This window comes from Haliea sp. (assembly GCF_040222615.1).
Classification (GTDB): Bacteria; Pseudomonadota; Gammaproteobacteria; order Pseudomonadales; family Halieaceae; genus Haliea.
In genome coordinates this window covers 1-25,000 of the sequence record NZ_JAVKCQ010000212.1, presented here as the reverse complement: position 1 = coordinate 25,000, position 25,000 = coordinate 1, and the positions used below count along the sequence as shown (strand labels likewise).

At 58.2% G+C, this 25,000-nt stretch carries 22 protein-coding genes; 5 read left to right on the top strand and 17 right to left on the bottom strand.

Annotated elements, in window-relative coordinates:
* The 4 genes from RJQ10_RS16705 to RJQ10_RS16690 form a co-directional block, all read right to left on the bottom strand.
* A partial coding sequence (locus RJQ10_RS16705; protein WP_350148515.1) for an aminotransferase class V-fold PLP-dependent enzyme occupies window positions 1-632 on the bottom strand: 632 nt, incomplete at its 3' end.
* Between the two features lies 1 nt (window position 633).
* Window positions 634-2,292 carry an NTP transferase domain-containing protein gene (locus RJQ10_RS16700; RefSeq protein WP_350148514.1) on the bottom strand — a complete coding sequence of 553 codons (1,659 nt, stop codon included), beginning with the start codon at window positions 2,290-2,292 and terminating at the stop codon, window positions 634-636.
* A gap of 3 nt (window positions 2,293-2,295) precedes the next feature.
* Window positions 2,296-2,973 carry an XdhC family protein gene (locus RJQ10_RS16695; RefSeq protein ID WP_350148516.1) on the bottom strand — a complete coding sequence of 226 codons (678 nt, stop codon included), beginning with the start codon at window positions 2,971-2,973 and terminating at the stop codon, window positions 2,296-2,298.
* Between the two features lie 5 nt (window positions 2,974-2,978).
* Window positions 2,979-3,305, bottom strand: a complete 327-nt coding sequence (locus RJQ10_RS16690; protein WP_350148513.1) for an XdhC family protein — start codon at window positions 3,303-3,305, stop codon at window positions 2,979-2,981.
* Window positions 3,306-3,921: 616 nt separating this feature from the next.
* Between RJQ10_RS16690 and RJQ10_RS16685 the strand changes: the two genes are divergently transcribed.
* Complete coding sequence (locus tag RJQ10_RS16685; protein WP_350148512.1) at window positions 3,922-4,818, top strand: enoyl-CoA hydratase/isomerase family protein; 897 nt, start codon at window positions 3,922-3,924, stop codon at window positions 4,816-4,818.
* 73 nt (window positions 4,819-4,891) lie between these two features.
* Here RJQ10_RS16685 and RJQ10_RS16680 read toward each other — a convergent pair whose 3' ends face one another.
* The 6 genes from RJQ10_RS16680 to RJQ10_RS16655 form a co-directional block, all read right to left on the bottom strand.
* Window positions 4,892-6,310 carry an amidohydrolase family protein gene (locus tag RJQ10_RS16680; protein ID WP_350148511.1) on the bottom strand — a complete coding sequence of 473 codons (1,419 nt, stop codon included), beginning with the start codon at window positions 6,308-6,310 and terminating at the stop codon, window positions 4,892-4,894.
* Complete coding sequence (locus RJQ10_RS16675) at window positions 6,304-7,533, bottom strand: CoA transferase (RefSeq protein WP_350148510.1); 1,230 nt, start codon at window positions 7,531-7,533, stop codon at window positions 6,304-6,306. Before RJQ10_RS16675 ends, RJQ10_RS16680 begins: the two co-directional genes overlap by 7 nt.
* A gap of 11 nt (window positions 7,534-7,544) precedes the next feature.
* Window positions 7,545-9,029 (bottom strand): class I adenylate-forming enzyme family protein, encoded by a 1,485-nt coding sequence (locus RJQ10_RS16670; protein WP_350148509.1) that lies wholly within the window; start codon window positions 9,027-9,029, stop codon window positions 7,545-7,547.
* 28 nt (window positions 9,030-9,057) lie between these two features.
* Window positions 9,058-9,360 carry a hypothetical protein gene (locus tag RJQ10_RS16665; protein ID WP_350148508.1) on the bottom strand — a complete coding sequence of 101 codons (303 nt, stop codon included), beginning with the start codon at window positions 9,358-9,360 and terminating at the stop codon, window positions 9,058-9,060.
* A 110-nt stretch (window positions 9,361-9,470) separates the two neighbouring features.
* Window positions 9,471-10,100, bottom strand: a complete 630-nt coding sequence (locus RJQ10_RS16660) for an NUDIX domain-containing protein (protein ID WP_350148507.1) — start codon at window positions 10,098-10,100, stop codon at window positions 9,471-9,473.
* 662 nt (window positions 10,101-10,762) lie between these two features.
* Entirely contained in the window at window positions 10,763-11,611 is an 849-nt protein-coding gene (locus RJQ10_RS16655) for an LLM class F420-dependent oxidoreductase (RefSeq protein WP_350148506.1), read from the bottom strand.
* A gap of 345 nt (window positions 11,612-11,956) precedes the next feature.
* On the opposite strand from RJQ10_RS16655, the gene RJQ10_RS16650 reads away from it, so the two are divergent.
* The 3 genes from RJQ10_RS16650 (at window position 11,957) to RJQ10_RS16640 (ending at window position 13,926) form a co-directional block, all read left to right on the top strand.
* The gene (locus RJQ10_RS16650; RefSeq protein ID WP_350148505.1) at window positions 11,957-12,976 is read left to right on the top strand and encodes an aldo/keto reductase; all 1,020 of its coding nucleotides are present in this window, start codon (window positions 11,957-11,959) and stop codon (window positions 12,974-12,976) included.
* A gap of 132 nt (window positions 12,977-13,108) precedes the next feature.
* Window positions 13,109-13,483: a VOC family protein gene (locus RJQ10_RS16645; protein WP_350148504.1), complete on the top strand. Its 375-nt coding sequence runs from the start codon at window positions 13,109-13,111 to the stop codon at window positions 13,481-13,483.
* Between the two features lie 92 nt (window positions 13,484-13,575).
* The gene (locus tag RJQ10_RS16640) at window positions 13,576-13,926 is read left to right on the top strand and encodes a cupin domain-containing protein (RefSeq protein ID WP_350148503.1); all 351 of its coding nucleotides are present in this window, start codon (window positions 13,576-13,578) and stop codon (window positions 13,924-13,926) included.
* Between the two features lie 83 nt (window positions 13,927-14,009).
* On the opposite strand, the gene RJQ10_RS16635 is transcribed toward RJQ10_RS16640, so the two are convergent.
* Entirely contained in the window at window positions 14,010-14,159 is a 150-nt protein-coding gene (locus RJQ10_RS16635; RefSeq protein WP_350148502.1) for a hypothetical protein, read from the bottom strand.
* A 258-nt stretch (window positions 14,160-14,417) separates the two neighbouring features.
* On the opposite strand from RJQ10_RS16635, the gene RJQ10_RS16630 reads away from it, so the two are divergent.
* Window positions 14,418-15,452 (top strand): IS481 family transposase, encoded by a 1,035-nt coding sequence (locus RJQ10_RS16630; RefSeq protein ID WP_350148501.1) that lies wholly within the window; start codon window positions 14,418-14,420, stop codon window positions 15,450-15,452.
* 60 nt (window positions 15,453-15,512) lie between these two features.
* On the opposite strand, the gene RJQ10_RS16625 is transcribed toward RJQ10_RS16630, so the two are convergent.
* The 6 genes from RJQ10_RS16625 to RJQ10_RS16600 all read right to left on the bottom strand — a co-directional run bounded on the left by RJQ10_RS16625 (window position 15,513) and on the right by RJQ10_RS16600 (window position 24,735).
* Window positions 15,513-16,628, bottom strand: coding sequence for an MBL fold metallo-hydrolase (locus RJQ10_RS16625; RefSeq protein ID WP_350148500.1), 1,116 nt, complete (start codon window positions 16,626-16,628; stop codon window positions 15,513-15,515).
* Between the two features lie 588 nt (window positions 16,629-17,216).
* Entirely contained in the window at window positions 17,217-18,017 is an 801-nt protein-coding gene (locus RJQ10_RS16620; RefSeq protein WP_350148499.1) for an SDR family NAD(P)-dependent oxidoreductase, read from the bottom strand.
* Window positions 18,018-18,165: 148 nt separating this feature from the next.
* Window positions 18,166-19,350 carry a serine hydrolase domain-containing protein gene (locus RJQ10_RS16615; protein WP_350148498.1) on the bottom strand — a complete coding sequence of 395 codons (1,185 nt, stop codon included), beginning with the start codon at window positions 19,348-19,350 and terminating at the stop codon, window positions 18,166-18,168.
* A 15-nt stretch (window positions 19,351-19,365) separates the two neighbouring features.
* Window positions 19,366-21,000 (bottom strand): flavin-containing monooxygenase, encoded by a 1,635-nt coding sequence (locus tag RJQ10_RS16610; RefSeq protein ID WP_350148497.1) that lies wholly within the window; start codon window positions 20,998-21,000, stop codon window positions 19,366-19,368.
* Window positions 21,001-21,072: 72 nt separating this feature from the next.
* Window positions 21,073-22,710 carry an acyl-CoA synthetase gene (locus RJQ10_RS16605; RefSeq protein WP_502880252.1) on the bottom strand — a complete coding sequence of 546 codons (1,638 nt, stop codon included), beginning with the start codon at window positions 22,708-22,710 and terminating at the stop codon, window positions 21,073-21,075.
* Window positions 22,711-22,776: 66 nt separating this feature from the next.
* Complete coding sequence (locus RJQ10_RS16600; protein ID WP_350148495.1) at window positions 22,777-24,735, bottom strand: NAD(P)/FAD-dependent oxidoreductase; 1,959 nt, start codon at window positions 24,733-24,735, stop codon at window positions 22,777-22,779.
* Window positions 24,736-25,000: the final 265 nt, after the last annotated feature.

The following is a 25,000-nucleotide window of genomic DNA, read 5'->3' as shown; positions in this document are numbered from 1 at the left end:
CGAACATCTACTGGGCCATGTGGGGTGGCCTGGGCGCTGTCGACAAATACCAGGGCGCCATGACGCCGTGCTGCGCGACTTATCGCCGCGATGTCGGTAATCGACCCGGTGACATTGGAGACATGACCGACGGCAACCATGCGGCAGCGGTCACTAAGCAACTCATCCAGTTGCTCCAGGTCCAGGCTACCATTTGTTAGCACCGGTATCAGTTTCAACTGCAGGCCGTGTTGCTGGCAAAGGCGCTGCCAGGGAACGAAATTACTGTGGTGCTCTGCCAATGAAACCACGATCTCGTCCCCGGCACGCAGTGACATGCCGAGGCATTGTGCGGCGAGGTTCACGGCAAAGGTCGTACCCGAGGTAAAGATGATCTCCTCGTCGTCGACATTGAGATAGCTCGCCACACTGGTCCGCGCCGCCTCATACGCATCGGTGGCTTCGATACCCAGTTGATACATCCCGCGCTGCACATTGGAGCGACTGTAGCTTTCGAATCGCGTCATCGCCTCGCCGACGCAGCGAGGACTGAAGGTGGTTGCCGCGTTATCCAGGTAGCGCAGCGGATAACCATTGACCTCGCGCTGCAATATTGGAAATTGCAGGCGCAGCTCGTGGGGCGACCAGTTCACCTCACTCATCCCCGCCGACAACGGGCTCATTCATCTCGCAGCGTCGATTGGCCTCACCCAGCGCCTCGGGTGTATCAACATCCAAAAAGATAGCGTCATCCCCCATTGGGACCTCCCAGACATTCGCGGCGAATTCATGAAGTAGAGGCCGGGCGCCACCGTCGCCACTCAAGTTCATCATGGCCGGGATATAACGGGAGGACCAGATAATAGGATTTCCGAGGCGCCCCTCTCTTAAGGGTGCCACGATATCGCGTTCAATGGCCGGGTTGAACTCGGCTATCAATTCATTGAGATGAGCGGCCTCAATGAACGGCATATCCGCCAACAGTATCATGACCCCATCTATGTCCTCTGGCAGTGAAGATAAACCCAGTTTCAGTGATCCGGCAATGCCCTCACGGTAAGCATCGTTATGCACATATCGGACATCGCGTCCTTGCAAAAGATGGCGCACCTCGTCCGCCTGACAACCGGTAACCACCGTGACAGACGCAAGCTCAGCTCCTAGTGCCGCGTCCACCACACGCTGCAACATGGGGACACCGCCCACTTTGAGCAGCAGCTTGTTCACTCCACCCATTCTGCTGGAACTGCCGGCGCCCAGTATCAGAGCCGCCACCTTGTGGGGTGTCTGAAGCTGTTCGATCAGATTACCCTGCTCACGCATGCGCCAGCGGTGACTAATGTCCTTGATCAGCCCGCCTACCCCCATGGTCAGAATTTCAGACTTTCCCATGGGCAGGCCCGCCGCCATTCTCTGCATGACCCAATCCAGGCCATTGAGTTTGGGCGAGCGGCTGCACCCTGGCAAATTGATCACGGGGCAGGCGCCAACATGCCCCAGCAACAACATATTTCCCGGCTCCACTGGCATGCCGAAATGATCTATCTCTCCGCCACAGCTCACTATCGCTGAGGGTACAATGTCCGACGGGTCCACACTGACGCTGGCGCCACATATCAATACCAGATCTACCTCCTCCGCCAGAGCTTCCGTCAGCAGCGAGGTGAGTTCCTCCACCACGTGGGCACAGCGTTTCTCAAATATGATCTGCGCTCCCATAGCAGTGACCCGCTGGTGGGTAACTGCTGACGTAGACCTGTGCAGGGATTCTTTGAAGCCAGCGGTTTCGGTAAGGAGAAGCGCTACAGTTCGAGGCTTGTACCACTGTACGGCTATCGCACTGCCGCCCGCGCCAATCAGTTTCAGGCAGCGATCCAATTGCCGCCGTGGAACCGCAAATGGAATGACCTTGATACTGGCTACTGCCTGCTGGTGCAGGCACTCAGCATACTCGGGAAGGGTGGCGATAAAAATCCCCACGTCGCAAAGGTTAATGGCATCGATTACCGCTCGATTGACCAGCGCCAGGCCATCGCTCAGCGCATAAAGGTAGCAGCGCCCCGCCACCGGCTGGCCGTGTGCCACTGAGGGTCCCGCCAGTGCTCGCGCCATTTCCAGCGCGGCCTGGTCCTCATCGACATCATCCGCTTCCAGGCGCACGCCACTTATTCGGAGAATGCCGTTGTCCTGAAGGGCTGCCAGGTCCGCGGCGCACAAAACACGTCCTTTCTTGAGGGTCAGGCCAGGCATTCTTACAGTGTGAGCGAGAATGACTCCTTCAGCGTTGCTACATTCGTAGTTATCGAAAACCACAGCTCACCCGCGGTACCTGGCCTGGACCACCTGGGCCAGAATAGCCAGGGCAATTTCGGCGTGTCCACGACCACCAAGATCCAGGCCAACCGGTGCTTTAATGCGTTCCAATTTGTCTTTCAGGCCCAGCTCGGTCAATCTCTCAATCCGCTTCTCATGCGTGCGGCGACTTCCCAGCGCGCCGATATAAAACGCCTCGCTGTTAAGCGCGCTGACCAGTGCCGGGTCATCAATTTTTGGGTCATGGGTCAGGGTTACCACCGCCGTTTGTGGATCGGGCGCCAACCTTGCCAGGGCTTCATCCGGCCATTCGGTGCAAAGTTCGACAGCGCGGAACCTTGCCTCGGTTGCAAATGCGCGGCGCGGATCGATCACAGTCACCTGATAACCGCACTCAAGTGCCAGCGTGGTAAGGGCCTGGGCGATGTGTACCGCGCCGATAATAAGCAGGCGATAATCCGCCACATAACTGCGTACAAAAAGCTTGCTGTTAGGCAATATACCACTACGTGCAGAGCGTAACAGTTCGCGCACCTGGTCGGCCTGGGTGGCGGCAAGGGGTAAATCCGGACTGTGCTGTCTGTCGACATATACCAGGCCCTGCACGCCACTTTCAAGATCACTTACCACGGCCACCGGGACCTTGTTCCTGCGAGCCACTTGTAGCTCTTTGAGAACCATAAGTTTCACGCCACGACCTCCAGGAAAATCCTGATGGCGCCGCCACAGGACAGACCAACGTCCCAGGCCTCTTCGTCACTGACTCCAAATTCCAGTACGCGGTGCTCACCGGCGGCCATAACTTCCAGGGCCTCGGCCACTACCGCACCCTCGATGCAACCGCCGGAGACAGAGCCCAGGAATTCGCCCTGATCATTGACAACCATATGACTACCTACTGGCCTGGGAGAAGAACCCCAGGTACTGACAACGGTTGCCAGTGCGGCCTTGCGGCCCGCCGCTGCCCACTCGCTCAGGATAGCGAATTCATCGCTGTTGTTTGCAGCGGCCATATGCTGTCAACTCCATCCGAATTAGGCCGGGCGACAAGTATAACAGCCCGGTGAGAGCATCAGGTATAGATGTGCCCCCTTTCCCCGACTGGCTGGGGCGAACATTTCGAGCAGCAAGTGCTGCTAAGCCCCTCAACTATATCAACACCCAGATTCAACTTGCTAGTGCAACGATCCGCCCAGCGAGCCGCTGAGGTACAGTCGGTGATTCAGCATAGATCCGGGACGTCGCGGACTTCCAATGGGTCGGCGACATTCATGTGCTCTGCCTCCTTTCCACGGTGGCGGCGAATTGCCGACGCCATCAGCCTGAGGAACAATGGACGGCGATCATACAAACGACTATGCCTAGATTCCATTATCGATCATGATTACCGAATCAATTCGTGCCTTGAGGTCCTTATGAGCCGGTCAAACGCAGCGCATCCTGCCACCCCTGGACTCACGCTGCCAACCTTGCTGGAGGGGCGGGCGCAACGGCAAGATGTTTGGGCCGGATGTCACAAGCAACGTGCTCGTGACTGACCCGCCAGCATCGCTTCGCCTCTCGCCCGACGAGATGCTAGACAGTGTTCGGGATCCGGCCTGGCCGGACCGAGATGGGCTGGACTGGGTCGTGCTGGATTTCACCGGCTCGGCGAGCGCTGGTGTGGAAGCCGAACTGGCGTCGCGAATCCTGAACCTGACGATTCCGGTGGTCGGCTTCGGGCCCGCGACGGGACCGTTGCAGGACGCGGTCGACCTGGCAGTCGATGACGAGCAGGCCCTGATTGCCGTTTGCACCGCCTGCCGGGAAAATCCGCAGGCCGCCGCGGTGCTCGTGCAGGTGCTGCGTGCGACTGAGCGACTGCCGGTCGCCGACGCCCTGGCGGTTGAATCCCTCGGTTACGCAACGCTGCAGGCCGGCCCGGAGTTCGCCCGCTGGCTGGCAGGGCGCAAGCGCATCACCGGCAGACTCGCCCCTGCCGAAGAAATCGTCCGGCTGGAACGTCATGACGAGCACCTGTCGATCCGGCTGAACGCGCCGGAAAACCGCAACGCGCTCTCCGCGCCCATGCGTGACGCGCTTACCGAGGCGTTCAAGCTCGTCATGCTCGATCCCACAATCGAGAGCGTGGAAGTCAGCGCCAGCGGCCCCTGCTTCTGCGCCGGCGGCGATCTTAGCGAATTCGGGACGGTGATAGATCCGATGACCGCGCACGAGATCCGAATGCGCCGTATGCCCGCACGATTTTTTGCGGCCGTGGCCGACCGCTGCCACGTCCGCGTCCACGGCGCCTGTGTCGGTGCTGGCATCGAGCTGCCAGCGTTCGCGAGTCGGATCTCGGCCGAGCCGGGCACCTTTTTCCAGTTGCCCGAAATCAGCATGGGTCTGATTCCCGGCGCGGGCGGCTGTGTCAGCATTCCTCGGCGCATAGGCCGCCAGCGTACGGCGTTTATGGCCCTGACCGGCAGGCGGATAGGAGCCACCGAGGCGCTGGCCTGGGGGCTGGTCGACGTGGTCAACGGCTAGACGGAATGGATCGCTGGCAGGTCGACTGATGTGCTGACCTAACCGCGGCTCAAAATTCTGACGAAACTGCTCACTAAGCCGAGAGCGATCCATTACGCGATATGCTCGGGTTACCAAAATCCTCTCGGCGCCAGGCGAGCTTTCCGTCAATGATTGTTGCGCCGACGTATCCCTCGGACAGATGCTGACGGGCCTGTCGCCAGTCAGCGATCAATAGGCACATATCCGCCTGCACACCGGGGCGAATCTCTCGAACGATGTGAGGCTGATCGGGCTCGCCCAGGAACAGAGCCAGCGCCTGCTCCGGCGTGACAGCCTCCTCCGCACCCAGCACGTGGTTGTTGGGCGTCCGTCTAGTGACCGCAGCGCGCATGGCCGCCCAGGGATCAGCATCGCCGAATGGGGCGTCTGAGCCTGCCGCCAGCGGTATACAAGCATCGAGGAACCCGCGGCCCCGGTACAACCAGGGTTGGTCTTCCGGTTCCACCTCTGCCAGGTAGGTATCGCCCCGTTCGGCGACGAAATTCGGTTGGGTCACAACGATCAGGCCAAGCTCTTTGATCAGCGGCAGCACATCGTCCGGCGCCACGGAAGCATGCTCGATGCGATCACCAGGCAATGACCCGGCTTCCTGGATCGCCGCCAGTGTGAACACGAGCTCGGCGCGGGTGACGCAGTGCACGGCGATGGCGCGGCCCTGGTCGTGGCTCTCGCGGATACCGGTCACCAGCGTATCGAAGGTTGGCAGGTCCGCTTCGTGGAGATGGAATTTGGTTTCGCCGGTACTGACGCCACCGGCATCGCCGGGCGACAGAGACGGCGCACCAGCCAGACGGATTCGCTGCAGCAGATCGCCCTCGGCACGCAGCTGGCGGAAGATGGCCGCGGTGTCGTCGTCGTTACGCGGCGTCATGTCCGTCAGCCCGATCAAGCCCAGGGCTGCCAACTTTTGACTGGCGGCTGCAATCGGCGGCTGGGTGGCGCCCAGCAAATTCCGCAGTTCCCGATCGCGATCGAAGAGACGGCCGTCCGCGGGCAGAGAAGTGGTGGGATCGACGCTCGCGAGCACGTCTAGCGCAGCTGAGTTCAGGATCCACAGGCGCCCCGACCGATGCTGAATGCGGATGGGTCGATCCGGAGCGCGGCGGTCGAGCCAGGCGCGGTCGATGTCACCGGCCACCTGCTCCTGGTAGCCGATGCCGCGGATCCAGCCACGTTCATCTGTACCCCACGGGCGGCCTAGCGTCGCGGCGAATGCATCGGCGTCCTTGACCGCCGGTGGCCCGCAGAGCAGAGAGTTGAGGGACGCCGCATAGGACATCAGGTGGATGTGGTGGTCGTGGAGGCCGGGCAGCAGTGCACCGCCTCGAGCCTCGATCACGAATTCGTCCGTTACCGGCTGCAGTCGTCCGATTTCGGCGATGCGGTGTCCGCTGACACGCACGTCCTGCCGTTGCCCGGTGGGGTAGATTTCGGCGTCGCGGATCAACATAGCGGTTCGAGGGCAGCTAGTACTTCAGCCGTATCGGCTCCCAGCTCCCGCACTGGCGCCGTGGCGGTCCGCGTGCATGTGCTGGCATCGAGTCGCCGGCCGGTGACGGTGCACCACCACTGCCCCCACGTCTTCAGAAGCGCTTCCCGCCCGAGGTGCCGCAGCGCGTCCGCCTGACTGGCGCCGGCCACGTCCGCCAGCGCCAAGCCGATCAGCCGCCCACCGCCCTGGGTCCAGGAGCACCAGGCAGCCAGCGCGGCCTGGATACCGGTGAGCGGATCGGCGATGGCATCGCCCGCGAACTGCGGCGCACCGGTGGCCGAGCGCATCACGTCGCCTAGGCCCGCGGCGACGCCGGCGTCGTCGCCGAAGGCGATCCAGTCTGCGGCCGGTTCGGATCGACCGTAGCCGGTGATGCTCACCCAGGTGAGCTTTGGGGAACGGCGCACCACCTCCTCGAGACGAATACCGAGATGCGCCAGGGCGCGCGGGCGGGAGGCCTCGATCACTATATCGGCCGTCTCGATCAGGCGCGCGAGCGCCTGCCGGCCGTGGGCGCTGCCGAAATCGACGGCGACGCTGCGCTTGCCCTGGTTGAGCAGGGCATAAAAGTCGGCATTGCCGAACCGGGCGCCGTCAGGGCGATCAAGGGCCTCCACTTTGACCACCTCAGCACCGCACAGATGCAGCAGGTGCCCGCACAACGGGCCCGCCCAGAGCGCCGAAAGGTCAATTACTCGCGGCGCGCGGCCGCCTGGTTTCGAGCCCACTGCGCTTTCGTTTAGCGGTGGGCCCTCTACGCGGAAGAAAGGCGGTGGGGTCGATGCGGGAGACCTGACGGCTGCGACCGCGAGACCTAGGGTGCGGGCGCGTTCCTCCAGTGCATCGACGGGGCGCTCGCGGACGGCTCGGGCCAGGTGATCCCAGGATGCGTCAATCGCGTCATTGGTTTCCAGCCACGCCGACAGCAGCTCCCAGTCGCTGTCCCGCGGCAGGTTGACGGCGATCGTGCCGTCGGCGGCATCGAGCAGCCTGCAGGCACCGCCAGGAGCGATGCGGTCGCGGAAGGTCAGCCCGAGCAGGCGCGCGCGCTCGAGCATCAGCTCAGGGCCGGTCAGGGTTTTGAGTGCAGCGGCGCCGGCGACGCGTTCGAGGGCCCGCAGCCCCCGCTCCGCGGCGCCGCCGAGGGGTGGGTCTGGCAGGTCGAGGGTACTGTCGACCATGGGGCACTCCGTCAGACGAAAAAGTCCTTTATCAATCGGCGCAGCAGCTTGCCAGTCTCGTTGTAGGGCAGCTCAGGCTCGAAGCGGATCACCTCGGGCACCCGCGAGGAGCGCAGCCGGTTCTTCACCAGGTGCTGCAGCTCGCGTACCGTGGCCTCTTTGCCGAGCTTCAGCACGATCACGGCGCCGACGGTCTCGCCCCACTCGGTGGAGGGTATCGCCACCGCAGCGGCATCGGCCACCGCCTCGTGGTCCAGCAGCACGTCCTCGATCTCACCGGGCGAGATGTTCTCGCCGCCGCGGACGATGACGTCGTCGGTCCGGCCGGATAGGAACAGGTAGCCGTCCGCGTCGAGGAACCCTGCGTCCCGGGTGGGGAACCAGCCCTCGTCGTCGATAGCCTTGCGCTCGAGGTACTCGCCGGACACCTGGGGGCCGCGCACGAAGATCTCGCCGGGTTCGTCGGGACCGAGCATGTTGCCTGTTTCGTCGCGGATCTCGATCTCCAGGCTCGACAGGGCCTGGCCGACGGAGCCTAGGCGCCGGCGGATTTGCGGATCGCCCGCGGCTATGGCGGCCCGGTGATCGTCCGGGGTCAGCAGGGTGATGGTCGAGCTGGTCTCGGTGAGGCCGTAGGCGTTGGTGAAATCCACGCCGGGGAACAGCGCCAGGGACCGTTCGATCACCGGCAGGGGCATCTTGCCGCCCCCGTAAGCGATGGCCTTGAGGTTCGGCAGGTGCGGGCGCCGGTGCACGGTCTCCAGATGGTCGACGATGCGCGAGAGCATGGTCGGGACCACAAAGGCGTTGGTCACCGACTCGTGCTCGGCCAGCTCGAGCCAGGCGGCGGCACCGAACTCGGGAAGCTGGACGATGCGCCGGCAGGCGTAGAGTGAGCTCATCACCGCGGAGATGCCGGCGATGTGATAGGGCGGCACCGAGACGAGCGTGGCTTCATCCTCCTCCGCCGCCATGAAGTCGATGGTACCGAGGATGTACGACACTAGGTGCTCGTGCCTCAGGATGGCGGCCTTGGGCGCGCCGGTGGTGCCGCTGGTGAAGAGCTGTACCGCCACTGCCGACGGGTCCGCGGGCCAGTCCTCGTCTTCCGTCGGCGTTGCTGAGAACACTCGCGCTAGATAGTCGGCGCGCGGGTAGACGGTCATGCCTGCGCGGTCGGCATGGCGTTCGGCGATGTCGTCGGCGGTGACCAGTAACGCAGGCGTGACGCGTTCGAGCAGCGCCTCAAGTTGAGCGTCAGACAGCCGGTAGTTGAGGGGCACGTAGGGCACACCGGCCATCGCGGCTCCCATCAGGGTGACCGGAACGGCCGGGCTGCTGGTATCGAGCACGGCGGCGAAGGCGCAGCCCTGCGCGCGGATCAGCGCCGCGGCGTTGCGGGCGGCAGCGTAGAGCTCGGCATAGCAGTAGTGCCGACCTGCGCTGGTCAGGGCTCGTCGGTCGGGGCAGGCTTCTGCCGCCATCTGCAACAGCATTGCAATGTTCATGGGCTGAGCACGGAGATCAGTCGGCGGAGGGCAGCGTCTTGCTGCCCTTGATGGCCAGGGCGTTGCCGTCGGCAGCGAGGGATCCCTGGCCGGGCTTCACACACAGCACTTCCAGTGAGCCGTCGTCGTTCACGTAGCGCTTGCCGATCTGGCAGCCTTCCATCTGGACCGCGTCGGTTTCGGCACCGCCGTCGTTGCCACCCGCGGTCATGGGAACGCCGCCGCAGGTCAGGGCTTCACCGCCGCCGGCCTTGATGACCATCACCTCGGCATCGCACACCCCGCTCTTCAATCGCTGTCCGGCCTTCAATTCACTCATCTGCTGCTACTCCTGCGTCATCCCAGTGCACATCGGGGATGGATGTCCTCGATATGCTCCAACTCGTAACCAGCCTCGTTCAAATTGCCACAAAATGACTTCATTTCTAATCAAGTCACATTTAGCGAGGCGCGCTGTACGTTTACCTCCTGAATCTGATCCGTCAGATATGACCGGCCCACCACTCCTGCAGAGTCAATGCGGCTAAAGTGAACCGCATGTCGACCGCTACGGAGCTCACGAAAATACAAGCGCAAAAACCAGCCTATATCGGAGAAAGCCAATTCATTCCAGGGCAGGTTCGACTCGTCAAAATAGCCGACATCCAAGCACTCCGGTCCGCACAGCGGCGTAGCGTCATCGACTGCGACGCCTAAAAAGCTAACGTAGACTTCGCTGATATCCGTCAAGGTAAACACGGCATGCAAGCGCAGTGTGCCGGGATTAACGATTATTCCCGTTTCCTCATGGGTCTCTCGAGCCGCAGCAACCTCTAGCGGCTCGCAGCATTCCACAAATCCGCCAGGCAAACACCACTTGCCAACAGCTGGAGCTATCGCCCGACGGCATAAGAGTATGCGTTCTTCGCACCCCACAATAGTGCTCACAAGCACTTTCGGATTTCGGTAGGTTACCTCTCCGCAACCGGCACAAACCATCCGGTAACAGCCTTCAGCCGGCACCAAACGCTTTTCCAGACGCTTCCCACACTGATCGCAGAATCGCGGAGCACTTATCATAATAACCAATTTTTGCTTAACGTGCTGACTTGACTAAATAGCGCAATCTCTATAATAGCGCTGGTTAACGCTGTTCCTCTCACGCGAGAGCCCTCTTTATTAGTGAACGGCTCTGTGACCTTGTAGTCGCACGGGGCCAGCTCGTTCCCGAGCGCGCGCCCGATGACCTGTGCCCCCTGCCCCAGCCCTGAAATGGTCCATTGGCTGCACGCATGCCTACTTGAATCTCGGGACGTGCGTGCCGTCCACGATGCAGGTATTCTTAATATGAACATCGAACTCAGTATTCATCCGCTAGCCTCCCTACACACCTCGGTCATATCTCGTTTGAAGTGCTACGTGCCCGGCTGACCGATAACATCCGCTCGTGAGTCAAACCCTATCAACCTCTGGACCAAGGCGCCCAACGCCGAGCAAACTGTGCGCTCGTGCTCGGGCCCTCCTCGGGCCCGATGCAAGGAAAATTCCTCACCATTGTGGAGGGAGGGAACGTAACTTTGCGTATATAATTTCTATTTTATCTGCGCTATTAAAATTATTCAATCATATTTATGAATTTTTGCGTGTATTCAATGGGATGAATCCCTCCTCCCACCAGCTTAACCAGAAAGCGGAGAAAGGTGATTCGGCCCCGCCGGCCGGCCGGTGAGCAGACGGTCCATTCAGTCGATATAAACCGCGTACTGATCCAGTATCGGCAGCACCTTGTCCGCACCTTCGGCGGGCAGCGGTAAGATGCAGCGCTTCACGCCCTTGTCGGCCAGCGAGTTGACCTGGTCAGCGTTCTCTGGGGGTATGGCGAAGTACACTCCAAGGTGCAGACTGGCCGGATCGCGGCCGACTTTCTCGCACGCCCTGGTGATGTTAGCCCAGCCGCTATCGAAATCGTGCAACCCGCCGAGCGGCATCCAGCCGTCGCAGAACTCTGCGATGTGTGCGGCCGTCTTCGGCCCGGCAGCGCCGCCCATCAATATTGGCGGGTGCGGCTTGGTGACGGGTTTGGGCCATGCCCAGCTCTTCTCGAATTTGACGAACTCGCCCTCGAAGCTCGCTTCGTCTTTCGTCCACAGCTCTTTCATCAATAGGCAGTGCTCACGAAGGATCTCGCGGCGCTGCTTGAAATCTAGACCGTGGTTGCGCATCTGCTCCACGCACCAGCCGTAGCCGACGCCGAGCTCGAAACGACCACCGGAGATCATGTCAAGGCTCGCGACTTCCTTCGCCAACCAGATGGGGTCGCGCTGGGCCACCTGTGTGATTCCGGTGCCGAGTCTGAGCTTTTTCGTGACGGCCGCGCAGGCGGTTAGCGCGATGAACTGGTCGTGCATGCGCAAGTACTCCTCGGGCAGCGGGCCAAAGGAACCATCGCCAAAGGGGGTCTCACGGCTGGTCGGGAAATGGCTGTGCTCTGGGAACCAGAGCGACTCGAAGCCGCGCTCCTCGCACGCCTGCGCCAGCTCCATCGGCTGGATCGTCTTATCGGTGGGGAAGATGATGATGCCGATATCCATAGACCTTTGTCCTCGTTGTTGGGTGCTTGCGCATCCGCGGTGGCTACCGCGCCGCGGCTCTCAATATTAGCGGTATCGTCTTACGCGATCCTGCTCGTCACCCCGGTTTGCGGGGTTAGGGAACCATCTGACCTAAAGCGGCCAAGCAACGCCGTATGTCGCCCATGGAGCGGTCAGACATCAGCAGCCTCAACATCCGCCCAGAACGGTTTTCAGCATAGAACAAGCGAAGTAGAGATTAAGGTAGTCGCTGTTCATAATTTGCATTATAGTTGCGCAAATTACATACTTTTGTCAATATACTTTATATATGCGCAATACAAAGACTATAGGACTGAAGAAGCCATGAACCCATTTGATACAGTTCCGGTCGGGCCATATGACCTGCCCGTTATGCGGCTTGGCCTCGGCTGTGCTGCACTTTCTGGCATGGTGCACGCTGACGGTCTTTATGGCGGGACAGCCTATGATGAGGGGGTGCGGACTGTCGAGCGGGCTTACGAGCTTGGCATCCGTTACTTCGATACCGCGCCCGTGTACGGCTATGGCCGCAGCGAGGCCCGGTTAGGGCACGCGCTGGCCGGTAAGCCCCGGGACTCATTTGTGCTGTCAACCAAGGTAGGACGTGTCCTGGACCCGAAGCCCGGCGGCAACAAGTCGACCGACAATCCGGACGGATTACCTGAGCTTATCCACGTCAACACATTCACCCGTGACGACGTGCTTCGCTCGATCGAGGACAGCCTTAAGCGGCTTCGCATGGACCGGATCGACATCATCTATATTCACGATCCCGATCTGGAGGAGTTTGGCGAGAGGCAGTCGAATGAGGAGGCATTTCCGGCTCTGATGGAGTTGCGCGAGCAGGGCGTGATCAAGGCCATCGGCAGCGGCACAAACACCTGGGAGTTGCCAGCCCGCTTCGTGCGCAGCTTCGACCTGGATATCATACTGCTAGCGGGACGTTACACGCTGCTTGACCACTCAGCGTTACAGGAGTTCCTGCCGCTATGCGTGGAGCGAAACGTAAAGGTGGCAATCGGCGGCCCTTACAATTCGGGCATCCTGGCGAGAGACTTGGACAAGCCGGTCAGCTTCGAATACGCGCCTGCTCCCCAGGATCTCGTCGACCGTGCGAAGAGGCTGCAGGCCATCTGCCGCCACCACGGCGTAGACCTGAAAGCGGCGGCGCTCCAGTTCGTGCTGGCGCACCCTGCTGTTGCGACCGTACTCCCCGGCGCCCAGACCGTCGGTGAACTGGAGCAGAACGTCAACTTGATCAGCGAGCACATTCCAGACTCAGTCTGGCGAGATATGAGGTCAGAAGGCCTGATCCCAGCCGAAGCCCCTACACCGCAGACTTAATCGCGGCTCTGGTAATGGTCGCGGCTCGCGAGGATAGGACTTTCAATAGAGCGTCGAACCGAACGGATCGTTTAACGGCTAACGCGGCCTGCCGTAATTTGCACCGCGACCACTTTTCAAAGGAGTTCTCAATTGTTCAGCCATATAATGCTAGGGACAAACGACGTCGAGGCGTCGAAGCGGTTTTACGACGCCGTGCTCGGCGCGCTGGGCTACAAACCGGGGGTGATCGATCAGAAGGGACGGTGCTTCTACCGGACCGAGCAAGGAGTCTTCGCGCTGAGCAAACCCATCGATGGCAAGCCCGCCAGCCACGGCAACGGCAGCACGATCGGGTTTGTCGCCTCCAGCCCGGAAGCGGCGGACGCCTGGCACGCCGCGGGCATCGCCAACGGCGGCACGACCTGCGAGGACCCACCAGGGAAGCGGGACGAAACTGGGCTCTACCTGGCGTACCTAAGGGATCCGTCCGGGAACAAGATTTCTGCGCTGTACCGAATGGGGTAAGCGCGCACGGGAATCATCCCCAGACCAGGCGCTAGACATACGTCAAGATTTTTTCAGGCACAAGATTAGGTTATGACTCAGGAGAAGCACGAATGAAGGTTACCAGGATATTTACAGGTGATGACGGCGAGTCGCATTTTGAGGATATTGATATAGAGATGACTGTCGGTGAGTTCGGTGCTCTGATATCAGAACCGGTGGACGCAAAGGCGGTCCTTTTCCGTCGGGTAGAAGGCGATTACGATGTCGACTTTCACAACGCACCCAGGAAGCAGTACGTGGTCAATCTCAATGGCTCGGTTGAAATTGAAACAGGTCATGGGGAGCGGCGGGTGCTCGGGCCGGGTGAGATCCTCCTGGCCGAGGACACAACGGGTAGGGGACACCAGAGTCGGTCGCCGGACGGCAAACCGCGCGACTGTCTGTTTATTCCGCTCGCCTGATCATCCCGGCATTTCATTTTAAATACGGTTCCACCTGAAATGGTCAGGATTCCGTTCCTTGATGACGTTGGGGCAACCACATGTCAGAGACCGCAGATAGGCAGGCCTTTCAGGATGTGCTTCTGCGTTACGCTGCCGCTGTAGATAATCGCGATTTCGCCATGCACAGCGGCTGCTTTGCCGATGATGCGGACATCGTCGATTTCAGTGGTGGTACCGTGACAGTCACGCATTAGCGGCCTGACCTGAGCAGAAAGTGCTGGGTCACTACAGCGCTACCGTTTTTACGCTGACGCTGCCGTATACTGAGGGCTGCTTCCGTGAGGACTACAGTACTTGATTAATGCAATATCAAAATTGATACAAAAAGACTAAACGCTCTTTATTGATTTGTATTAGTTCAGACCAAATCTGACACCGCTTGAAAAAGTGAGGGTTACCGGTTTTGATGGAGGTGCGACCCAACCATCAAAACTGAAGAGGTAACCCTCATGCTTCATACTAACGAACGTATCATCAAACACAAGGTCGGCCTGCTAAATCTGGCAGAGGAACTGGGCAATGTTGCCAAGGCCTGCCAGCTCATGGGCGTCTCTCGAGATACCTTTTACCCCTACAAGGGGGCGGTCGAGGAAGGCGGAGTGGATGCCCTCCTGGATGCAAATCGAAAGAGAGCCAATATCAAGAACCGGGTTGACCCCCAAATCGAAATGGCGGTGGTGAAGTACGCCATAGACTTTCCAGCACATGGCCAGGTGCGGGTCAGCAACGAGCTGCGCAAGGGTGGAATATTCGTCTCTCCCACAGGCGTTCGCAGCATCTGGCTGCGGCATGCACTATCCAGCTTCAAGCTCCGGCTGAAAGCCCTGGAGGCAAAGGTGGCGGAGGAAGGAATCATCCTCACCGAAGCCCAGGTCCAAGCCCTTGAACGGAAGAAGCTCGACGATGAGGCCTGCGGTGAAATCGAGACAGTCCACCCTGGTTATCTCGGTTCGCAGGACACCTTCTATGTAGGCACTTTGAAGGGTGTTGGCCGAATTTATCAACAGACTTACGTAGATACCTACTCCAAAGTGGCGCAGTGCAAACTGTACACCACGAAGACGCCGATCACGGCAGCCGACCTCCTGAACGACCGTGTCTTGCCGTTCTACGAGCAACATTCGTTACCTGTATTGCGGGTTTTAACGGACCGAGGAACCGAGTACTGCGGCAACCTGGAGCGACATGATTATCAGCTCTATTTGGCGGTCAACGAAATCGATCACACCAGGACCAGGGTGAAGTCACCGCAAACTAACGGCATCTGTGAGCGATTTCACAAGACGATCCTGCAGGAGTTCTACCAAGTCACTTTCCGTAAGAAAATCTACGTATCGATTGAAGATCTGCAGACAGATCTGGACAGCTGGCTGAATTATTACAACAATGAACGAACCCATCAGGGCAAAATGTGCTGCGGCAGAACGCCGATGGATACTTTGCTCGATGGCAAGAAGATCTGGAAGGAAAAGTTCATGGCTTGAACTTGACCTGACAGTAATCGCCGACATCTAACCGGTAACTGTCAGATCAAGTCTGAACTACTACAATTGATTCCACCAAACTTTGGTTTCATATTTTTGGTTTAGATCTATCATTTCTCCAATCTGAGGTATAACTACTTGAGCTTTCTGTTGTCGAGAAAGCGCATATATTTTTTGAGCTGGTTCATTCCAAGCATGAATCGCCATATCAAACAACCCCCAATGCACTGGAAATAGCTGTTTTGCTTTTAGGTCAACGAAAGCTCGCATTGTATCTTCCGGCATCAAGTGAGCTTCTTTCCATTTTTCGTTGTACTGTCCGCATTCCAAAAAAGCGATGTCAAAAGGCCCATACCTATCACCAATCTCTTTGAAATGAGTGTCATAACCAGAGTCACCACTAAAATAAACATTGTAATTTTGGCTGTTGATAACCCAGGACCCCCACAAAGTTTTCGCTTCATCAAAAAGCGCTCGACCTGAAAAATGCTGAGAAGGAGTAAAAACAAATTGAAAATTCTCAAGCTGCAGCTCATCCCACCAATCAAATTCTTTAATCTTATTTTTATCTATGCCCCATTTTCTCAGGTGTACAGAAACACCCAGTGGAACCAAAAATTTAATATTTTGATCTCCAAAAAATCGAATACTTTCCATATCCAGATGATCATAATGATCATGAGAAATAAGTACATAATCAATCACAGGTAATTCTTTTAAACTTAAAACAGGCGGCTGGAAACGCTTATTCAAGAACCTCCAGGGTGATGCAGAAGCGGAAAAAACAGGATCAACTAATATAGTTTTCCCTTGCAGGCTCAGTAGAAACGAAGAGTGCCCAAACCAAATGACTTGGGGATTATCTTTGTTACTTAAAAATTTATCAATCTCGGGTTTTTGTTCAGGTAATTTTTCATTGGGCCTCCTATTTTCGCCTGTGAATAAAAATTCCTTAAAAGCAGCATAGGTATACACTCGCTTTTTCCAACGCTCATTAATATCAGGAATACGATTTTCAAAGACTTTCTTTTCCGAATTAAAATTCTTTGATTTTTGATACAACATCTCATCTTCTCTATCTAAGCTTCCACCTAAACTCGAACAACCAGTAGTTACAACAATTGTTATCGCCACGGCTGAAATGATTAAAAATAGCCATTTTGATAGGGAATTCATTTCTTAGATACTTTTTGCAAAAAAGATATTTTCATTGCGCCTCACTCTATTTATCACCGCATTACATCTTAATCTCTTCTAAAATCACTGTGAAGTGGTTGAATGGCTGCGACCCGCTCTGTCAGACTGGATGTCGTGTCCATTTTTCACTCTAGAACTCAAGGAGGGGGCGGTCAGGCGCTTGATGCCCCCCCAATGCCCAGTCTGTAGCACAAGTCAGCCGGGATCTCGGTGTCTCGGGTGTCAACCTGTACACTTGACGCAACCAATACCGTGATCGAGGTAACGCCGTGCCTGCAGACCCATCAAACCCCGAGAACTGGAGCAACTAGAACAAGCTCGCAGTTGTCATTGAGACCGCAGCCCTCAACGAGGAAGTCAACAAAGACGCCTTACGAAGATGGCACTGCTCATCCGGTGCTCAGTCCAATGGGATTTATGGGGTGCCTCGCAACGTTGGTACCAAAACCACGGATCAGCCTCACGCGGTTTCATGGGGGTTTTTCGGGAAAGGCGTTTATTCTTACTACCCGCGTTCCGTCAGGCCCCCGATGCCCGACCAAATCGCGCAGGCCTGGACGAACCTCATCAGACCTTCCCGAAGCAGGCGAGCACGCTCGCGAAGCGCTCCTCGAATGCAGGCTTCCATTCGTCGGGGTGCGTGAAGATGTAGGGGACGTCGGCCTTGATCCCGCGCACGACGATCTCGCCAACCTGCCCGGGCTCGATCCCGTCCTTGATGTGGTCCCACAGGATCTCGGAGTGGTTGCCCGCGTCGCCCAGAGCCCGCGGCCGGTGGACATCGGACTTCGCCAAGCGCGTGCGTACCGCGCCCGGGCACAGGATCGAGACCCCCACGCCCATCGGGGCGAGGTCACCGCGCAGCGCCTCGGAGAATGCGACCACGGCGAATTTGCTGGTCGCGTAGACGGCGGCCTCGGGGTTCGACAGGAATCCGCCGACCGACGCCGTGTTGACGATGTGGCCCGCGCCGCGCGCGAGCAGTAGGGGCGCGAACACCTTGCAGCCGTGGAACACGCCGTCGACGTTGACCGACATCACCCAGCGCCAGTCGTCGGGCGTCAGCTCGCGAATCGAGCCGCCGATGAACACGCCGGCGTTGTTGCAGACCACATCTACACCGCCGAACTCGGCGACCACGGCGTCGGCGAGCGCTTGCACCGAGCCGAGGTCGGCAACGTCGACCGAGAGCCCCAGCGCCCGTGCGCCCTGGCGGCGCAATTCGCTGGCCAGCGCCTCGGCGGCCTGCCCGTCGAGATCGGCCACCACGATCTGACTACCCTCTTGCGCCAGCGCATGGCAGATGCCGCTGCCGATTCCGTTCGCGCCGCCCGTCACCACCGCCGTCTTATTGCGAAGCTCGCGCATCAGCCCTCCCTCCCTTCTTCAGTCAATATCAACCTAATGGTTACGCTAACCAACTCATTTTTTCAAAAATTACAATATTCGCGTAGCATAAAGACTAATACACATACTATTTACCAATACATCCCACGTGTTTACGCCGCTACACTTCCTAGGAAATCACCGCTAGCGATTCGTAGACAGCGTCGGACAATGCCTGACCACGCGGTCCGGGCATCATGAAATTGTCCATCTGGTTCATAACATAGGAAGAACAAACTCGTGCATCGGTATCTACCATCACGGTAGAACCGCCCTTCCCGCCCCAGAATAAGGTGTTAGCATTGGGGCTCACGGGGAGCTTCGCGGATGGCAATGCAAAGCCCAGCGCATATTTCACGGGTATGCCAACCACCAGATCCAGACCTTCAGTTTGAAGCTCAAGCGCCTTGGCACACCCTGCTGCGGAAAGCAGTTCGACCCCGAACGCACTGCCGGAGTTGGCCATCGCCGTCTGAGCGCGTACGATCGAACGAGCATTCCCGTGACCATTTCCAGCAGGAATTTCTGCTTGTCGCCACCCTGTTGATGCAGCGGTTTCGGGTGAAAGATCTAATCCTGCAAGTGCGCGGCCTGGGATAGAATCCGGATCCAGGTCCAATAGGGGCGTCGGCTCAGCCGCCGCTATCAAATCTGCTATTCGCCCGAAATCTGCCGGGTCCATGCCGATGTGGAAGTCAGCGCCCAACTTGTCCGCAACCTCAGTTTTGAAATACTGACCGATGGACTGCCCGGTAATGCGGCGCACGACTTCTCCAATGAGATATCCCTGCGTAATGACATGATAACCGCTTTGCTTACCCGCTTCCCACCAGGTGGCTTGTGCGGCTAAATCGGAACAACAAAAATCCCAATCGCACAATTCCTCAGTCGTGAACGCACGACTAAAACCAGGCAATCCTGCCGAGTGGCTCATTAAATGTTTAACCAGCACCCTGTCTTTTCCATTGTGGGCGAATTCAGGCCAGTAGTTTGCCACCGGGGCTTCAAGATCAAGCTGCCCGCGGTCGGCCAACATCAGCGCACAAATAGCGGCCATGGGTTTGGTCGAGGAATAAACGTTAACTATGGTGTCTTTCTGCCAGGGTCGCCGCCGGGCAGCATCTTGATATCCTCCCCACAAATCCACCACAAATTCGCCTTCAAGTGAGACGGCAAAACACGCGCCTACATCACCTCGATCGGTAAAATTCTCTACAAAGACATCACGTACCCTGGCAAATCTTTCATCACAATATCCATGAACATCCATAACTTCTCTCCCCAGGTTCAGATTTGATTCAAGTGATGCACCCATTTGGACACGATGCGCTCACTCGAACACAAACCCTTCGTAACCTCTGGCAGCAATGTCGGAGATCATCTGATGGTACCCACCACCATCCAGATAGACAGAAAAGTATCGGGGCTTCCCTGGAACATTAGCGCCCGTCCACCAGGAATCGGTGCGAGGGAGGAGAGTAGAATGCGCTAACTCGGCAACCATGTTGTCCCATTTCTCCTCGCTTTCGGTCGTCGGCTCTACGGCCCTCATGCCCCGCTCTTTCATATCGCTTATCAGGTTACCAATCCAGTCCATCTGTCGCTCAGCGCCTAGTGGCATGTTGTAGAACACGCCGGGAGACCCCGGACCGTGAATCATGAACATGTTAGGAAAGCCCACGACGGACAAGCCGAGATAGTTGTGGAAGCGATCCTGCCATCGCTCTTTTAAACTATCACCGCCTCGTCCCTTTGGGTTAAGACGAAGCATCGAGCCGCTGATGGCATCGAACCCAGTCGCCAGCACGAGCATATCAATAGGGTGCTCCCCGGATCGGGTGATCACACTCGTAGGGGTAAACCGCTCAATGGGGTCCTCGCGCAGGTCGACGAGGGTCACATTGTCGCGGTTGAAGGTCTCGTAGTAGCCGCAGTCTAAAATCGCTCGCTTCGTTAATATGTAGTGATCGGGCATTAACTTCCTGGCGGTCTCGGGGTCGTCCACAATCTCGCGAATCTTGTCACGACAGAAGTCTGCGAGCCAGGCGTTGGCCTCCTCGCTCGTCGTGATGTCACTGTAACCACCCTTGAGAAAGTCGACCCCACCGCGCCGCCACAGCTCTTCGTAACGGGCGCGGCGGTGCTCCGGCGTATCGTCCAGAGCTTTTCGTTCATTCATGTCGAAAGGGAAGCCTGCGGGGCTCGCGTACATCTTCGCAACGTAAGCGTCCCAGTTCTCTCTCGCATCCGCCATCTCTTCAGGCTTGACGGGTCGGTTCCCGGAAGGAAAAGTGAACTGAGCCGTACGCTGGAGCACCGTCATGTGATCGGCCTCTTTGGCGATCTCGGGAATCGACTGGACCCCCGAGGAGCCCGTGCCGATCACGGCCACCCGCTTTCCCTGGAAGGAAACCGGCTCATGCGGCCAGCTGCCGGTGTGGTAGCACTCGCCCGCGAAATCGAGGATCCCGGGGATGTCGGGCATGTTTGTCGTCGATAGTGCGCCGACCGCGCAAATCAGGAACTGGGCAGAGGCGCGTACTCCAGTGCTGGTCTCGACCGTCCATCGCTGCAAGGACTCATCGTAGCGGGCGTCTTGCACCCAGGTCTCGAACTGAATGTCGCGGCGGAGGTCCAATCGGTCAGCGACAAATTCGATGTAGTCCAACACGGCGGACTGCTCCGCCTGAACTTCGGCCCAGTCCCACTCTTTCATCAGCTCCTCTGAGAAAGTGTAGCTGTAGAAGGGACTGCCTGGAGCGTCAACCCGTGCGCCCGGGTAACGGTTGTACCACCAGGTACCACCAACATCACTGGCACCGTCGTAGACGCGCACCGAGAGTCCCATCTCTCGCAAATGATGTAATGCGTACATGCCGCTGATGCCAGCTCCGATGATCACCGCGTCATAGTGTTCGATGGATCCGTTCTCTCTCGAAGGCTGGGTCTTGTTTGCCGTTTCCATTTTGTATTCCTTATTAGTCTCTAGCTTCTTACGCTATATCGCCGATGGTTCTTAATGCGAATTCACATATATTTACGTCAGGTGTTCCAAGGACTCCGCTATTTCTCGTAGCAGGTATTTCTGCACCTTACCCGTGGAGGTCTTTTCAATGGCACCGAAACAGACTTTCTTGGGAATCTTGAAACCCGCCAGTTCCTTCCGACAATAGGCAATCAGCTCATCCGTGGTCATTTCCTGACCGGGCTTCAAACTGACAAACGCACAGGGGACCTCACCCCACTTTTCATGGCTCGCCGCAACAACGGCCGCCTCAAGAATCTTGGGATGCTTGAAGAGCACAGACTCCACCTCCAGGGAGGAGATATTTTCGCCGCCGGAAATGATAATGTCCTTGGACCGGTCCTTGATCTGGACATAGCCGTCCTCGTGCCAGACAGCGAGATCACCGGTATGAAACCAGCCACCGCGAAAAGACTCTTTGGAAGCTTCCGGGTTCTTCAGATATCCCTTCATGACCAAATTGCCGCGCATGAATATCTCACCCATGGTCTGGCCGTCCTTGGACACTGGCTCCAGGGTTTCCGGGTCGGCCACCATAATTTCATCCTGTAGTGGCGCACGCACACCCTGCCGGGAGAGCATCTCGGCGCGGTCATCGATGCTTAATCCGGCCCAATCCTCCTTGGGCGCACAGACCGTGCAGGGACCATAGGTCTCGGTCAGTCCATAGACATGGGTTACGCTGAAGCCCATGTTCTCCATTCCCGCGATCACTGTGGCGGGCGGTGCCGCGCCTGCGGTCATTACATGGACCCGGTAGTCGATACCCTGTTTAAGATGTTCATCTGCATTGAGCAGTGTATTCAGCACGACAGGCGCACCACAAAAGTGGGTTACCCGGTGTTTCCTGATAGCATCGAAGATGGCGACCTCACGCACGTGACGCAGGCAAACATTGGTACCAGCGACCACTGCCAGGCTCCAGGGAAAGCACCAGCCGTTGCAGTGAAACATGGGCAGTGTCCACAGGTAGACCGGGTGGGCAGTCATGTTCCAGCACAGCACGTTGGATATGGCATCGAGATAGGCGCCGCGATGGTGGTAAACCACGCCTTTAGGGTTGCCTGTAGTCCCGGATGTGTAGTTCAGGGAAATCGCCTGCCATTCGTCGTCGATGTGGAAACAGCGAAACTCCGGGTCTCCCTCGGACAGCAGTGCCTCGTAGTCCATTTCTCCCAGCAAGCGACCACCCTCGTAGCTGGGATCGTCGATGTCGATGACAACAGGCTTTTTGGTAACAAGTTCCAGCGCCTTGGAGATCGTGTCCGAATATTCACGATCGGTGAACAGCACCTTGGTTTCGGCATGCTCAAGGATGAAAGCGATGGTCTTGGCGTCCAGACGCACGTTCAGGGCGTTGACCACCGCGCCAGTCATCGGCACGCCGAAATGCGCCTCGTAGGTCTCCGGTGTGTTAGCTCCCATGAAAGACACGGTATCGCCGGCCCCAATGCCCCGCTTGATCAGCGCCGAGGCCAACAGACAACTGCGCCGATAAGTTTCGGCCCAGGTATATTGGACGTCTCCGTGTATCACAGACAACCGGTGCGGATACACCGCGGCGGCACGTTCCAGAAAAGTAAGAGGGGTCAGGTTTGCGAAATTGGCAGAGTTTTTATCGAGACCCTGTTCATAAATATTAGTCGACATCATTTCCTACAATCCTTTACTGTGCGTTCTAGTTTTGGAGGACACCTCTCATTCGAGTAGATTGCATCAGCGTATATCGAGGTCCGCGAAGTTGGGCTCGCGCAGCATGCTCCAGGTCTCCAGGGTGTTAAGCGGGTTCTGTGTGGCTGAGCGGCCGAACCTGGTCCAGTAATAGTTCTGCGCGCGCGGGTCGCTCCATACCAGGTGGCGGTTGCGGTCGTCGATCATCTCGTTGTAGCGCCGGTAAGGCTCTTCTTTGGCGTCGATCGACTGCTTGTCGTCAAGGATGAGCCGCTCGATGCACTCGAGGGCGTAGTGCGTCGCCATTTCCTGGATTGCCGGTATAGGCAGGCCACCGTTGGTGTTTGGACCCCACAGCGTCCACAGGTTGGGGCATCCCGGGATCATGGTGCCCAAGTATGCCTGCGCGCCGGTCTGCGACCAGAGCTTCTCGACGGTCATGCCGTTGCGGCCCGTGATCGACATCGGGAACAGGTACTCGGTCGCCTTGAAACCCGTAGCGTAGACAATGGCATCCACGGCATGGACTGTCCCGTCCTCGGTCTCCACGCCGGTTGGGGTGATTCCACGGATACCATCCAAGACCAGCGTCACGTTATCGCGCTGAATGGCGTCAAGGATGCTGCGTTCAGGGTCGACTATCACCGCCCGAGCGGAAAAAACGGGGTGCTTGGGCGTCATCGTCCTGACCAGTTCCTCGTTCGGTAATTTCTCCCTGAGAAACCCGATGCATCTGTCACGGGCCGCCTTGTTGGTCGGATTGACTGCGTGTTCGTCCTGGAAATCCGGATCGATCCGTTGGAAGTCCCCTTCGAACGCCCCGGCGAAGCCCGACGCGATGCGCAGGCGCGTGAAATTCGTGTAATACGGCAGGTTCCGATCCAGCCAGCCCACCTGCGGCGGCAAGGGCGATAAATAGCCTGGAACAGGGAAGAGCCACTGCGGCGTGCGCTGGAAGACGGTAACGTGCCCGGCCTCAAGGGCCAGCTCCGGCACTAACTGATAGCCGGTGCAGCCCGTGCCAATGACCGCCACACGCTTGCCAGTCGGGTCGAAGTCCGAGGGCCAGTGAGACGTGTGCCAGGATGGACCCTCGAAGCGCTCAATGCCGGGGAGATCGTCCGGCATGTTTGGGCGATTGAGGATGCCAACCGCGGTGATGACGGCGTTCGAGCGCAGCGTACGCCGACCTTCCGGGCCCTCGACCGTGATTTCCCACATCGACGTCGCCTCGTCCCAGACCAGCGAGCGGACCTCGGTCTGGAAGATAATGTCTTCACGCACATTGAACGTATCCGCCACCCAGTCCAGGTACTTCAGGTTCTCGGTCCACGGGCAAAACGCGTAGGGGTAGCTGTAGTCGACGCCAAAAGTGTGTGTATAGAGTTTGCTCGGGGTGTCGACGCGCGCGCCCGGGTAACGGTTCTCATACCAGGTGCCGCCGGAACCATCGTTCTTTTCGATCACCTGAAACGGGATTCCCGCGCGCTTGAGCTGGATGGCCGCGTTGAGGCCGCTCATTCCGGCACCGATTACGGTGACCAAGAACTCCTCGCAGCGCTGCGGGGGCTTCTCCTCCCACTCCAGACCGCGGGTCCATGGATTCAGAGCCAGCTCCTCAAGCAAGAAATCGAGATAGTCGGGCTCGATCTCATGACCCACAGTGAGGGCGATGCTGGCAGGAAGACGATCCGAAGGACCCACGCCGAGTTCGCCGGCACCGCTGTCCCTGTAAGCCTGCAGGAAGGCTACGGCCTTACGGCGGATGAGGGCGTCATCCTCCTCACTCAGACCCGTTCCTTCGACGAACAAAAACCCGGGGTGGTACTCGAACGCGGTTTCCGCGATCTCCGGATCCCCGGTGAACTGATAGATCAGGCCCCGAAGCACCATCGGGTCGGCAAAGCTTACGGCCTCTTCAATGGTCGCGTCACTCGCCGCGAGCAATTCCTCGCGAACCCCGGAATCTGCGCTCCCTCGCTGATCGTTCATATCTGTGGTCATTTTCATCCTTCCTTCAGTTTCAGCCCCGACCGTGTCGGAGCAGCTTGCCCGGCGTTGCGCCCGCGCACTCGCCCTCGCGGAACGTCTCCACGCCGATTACAATGATGTGCTTGAGTCCTTGGCGTACCGGACAACCGGAACCGCCCAAACTACTTCAGCTCGAGCCCGGACAGATCGCCCTGGTCGCGCCACTCCTTCAAAAGCCGATTAAACCTGTTGATCCCAGGCGCATACTGCTCCGCAAAGAGCCCCATATCAGAGCCCG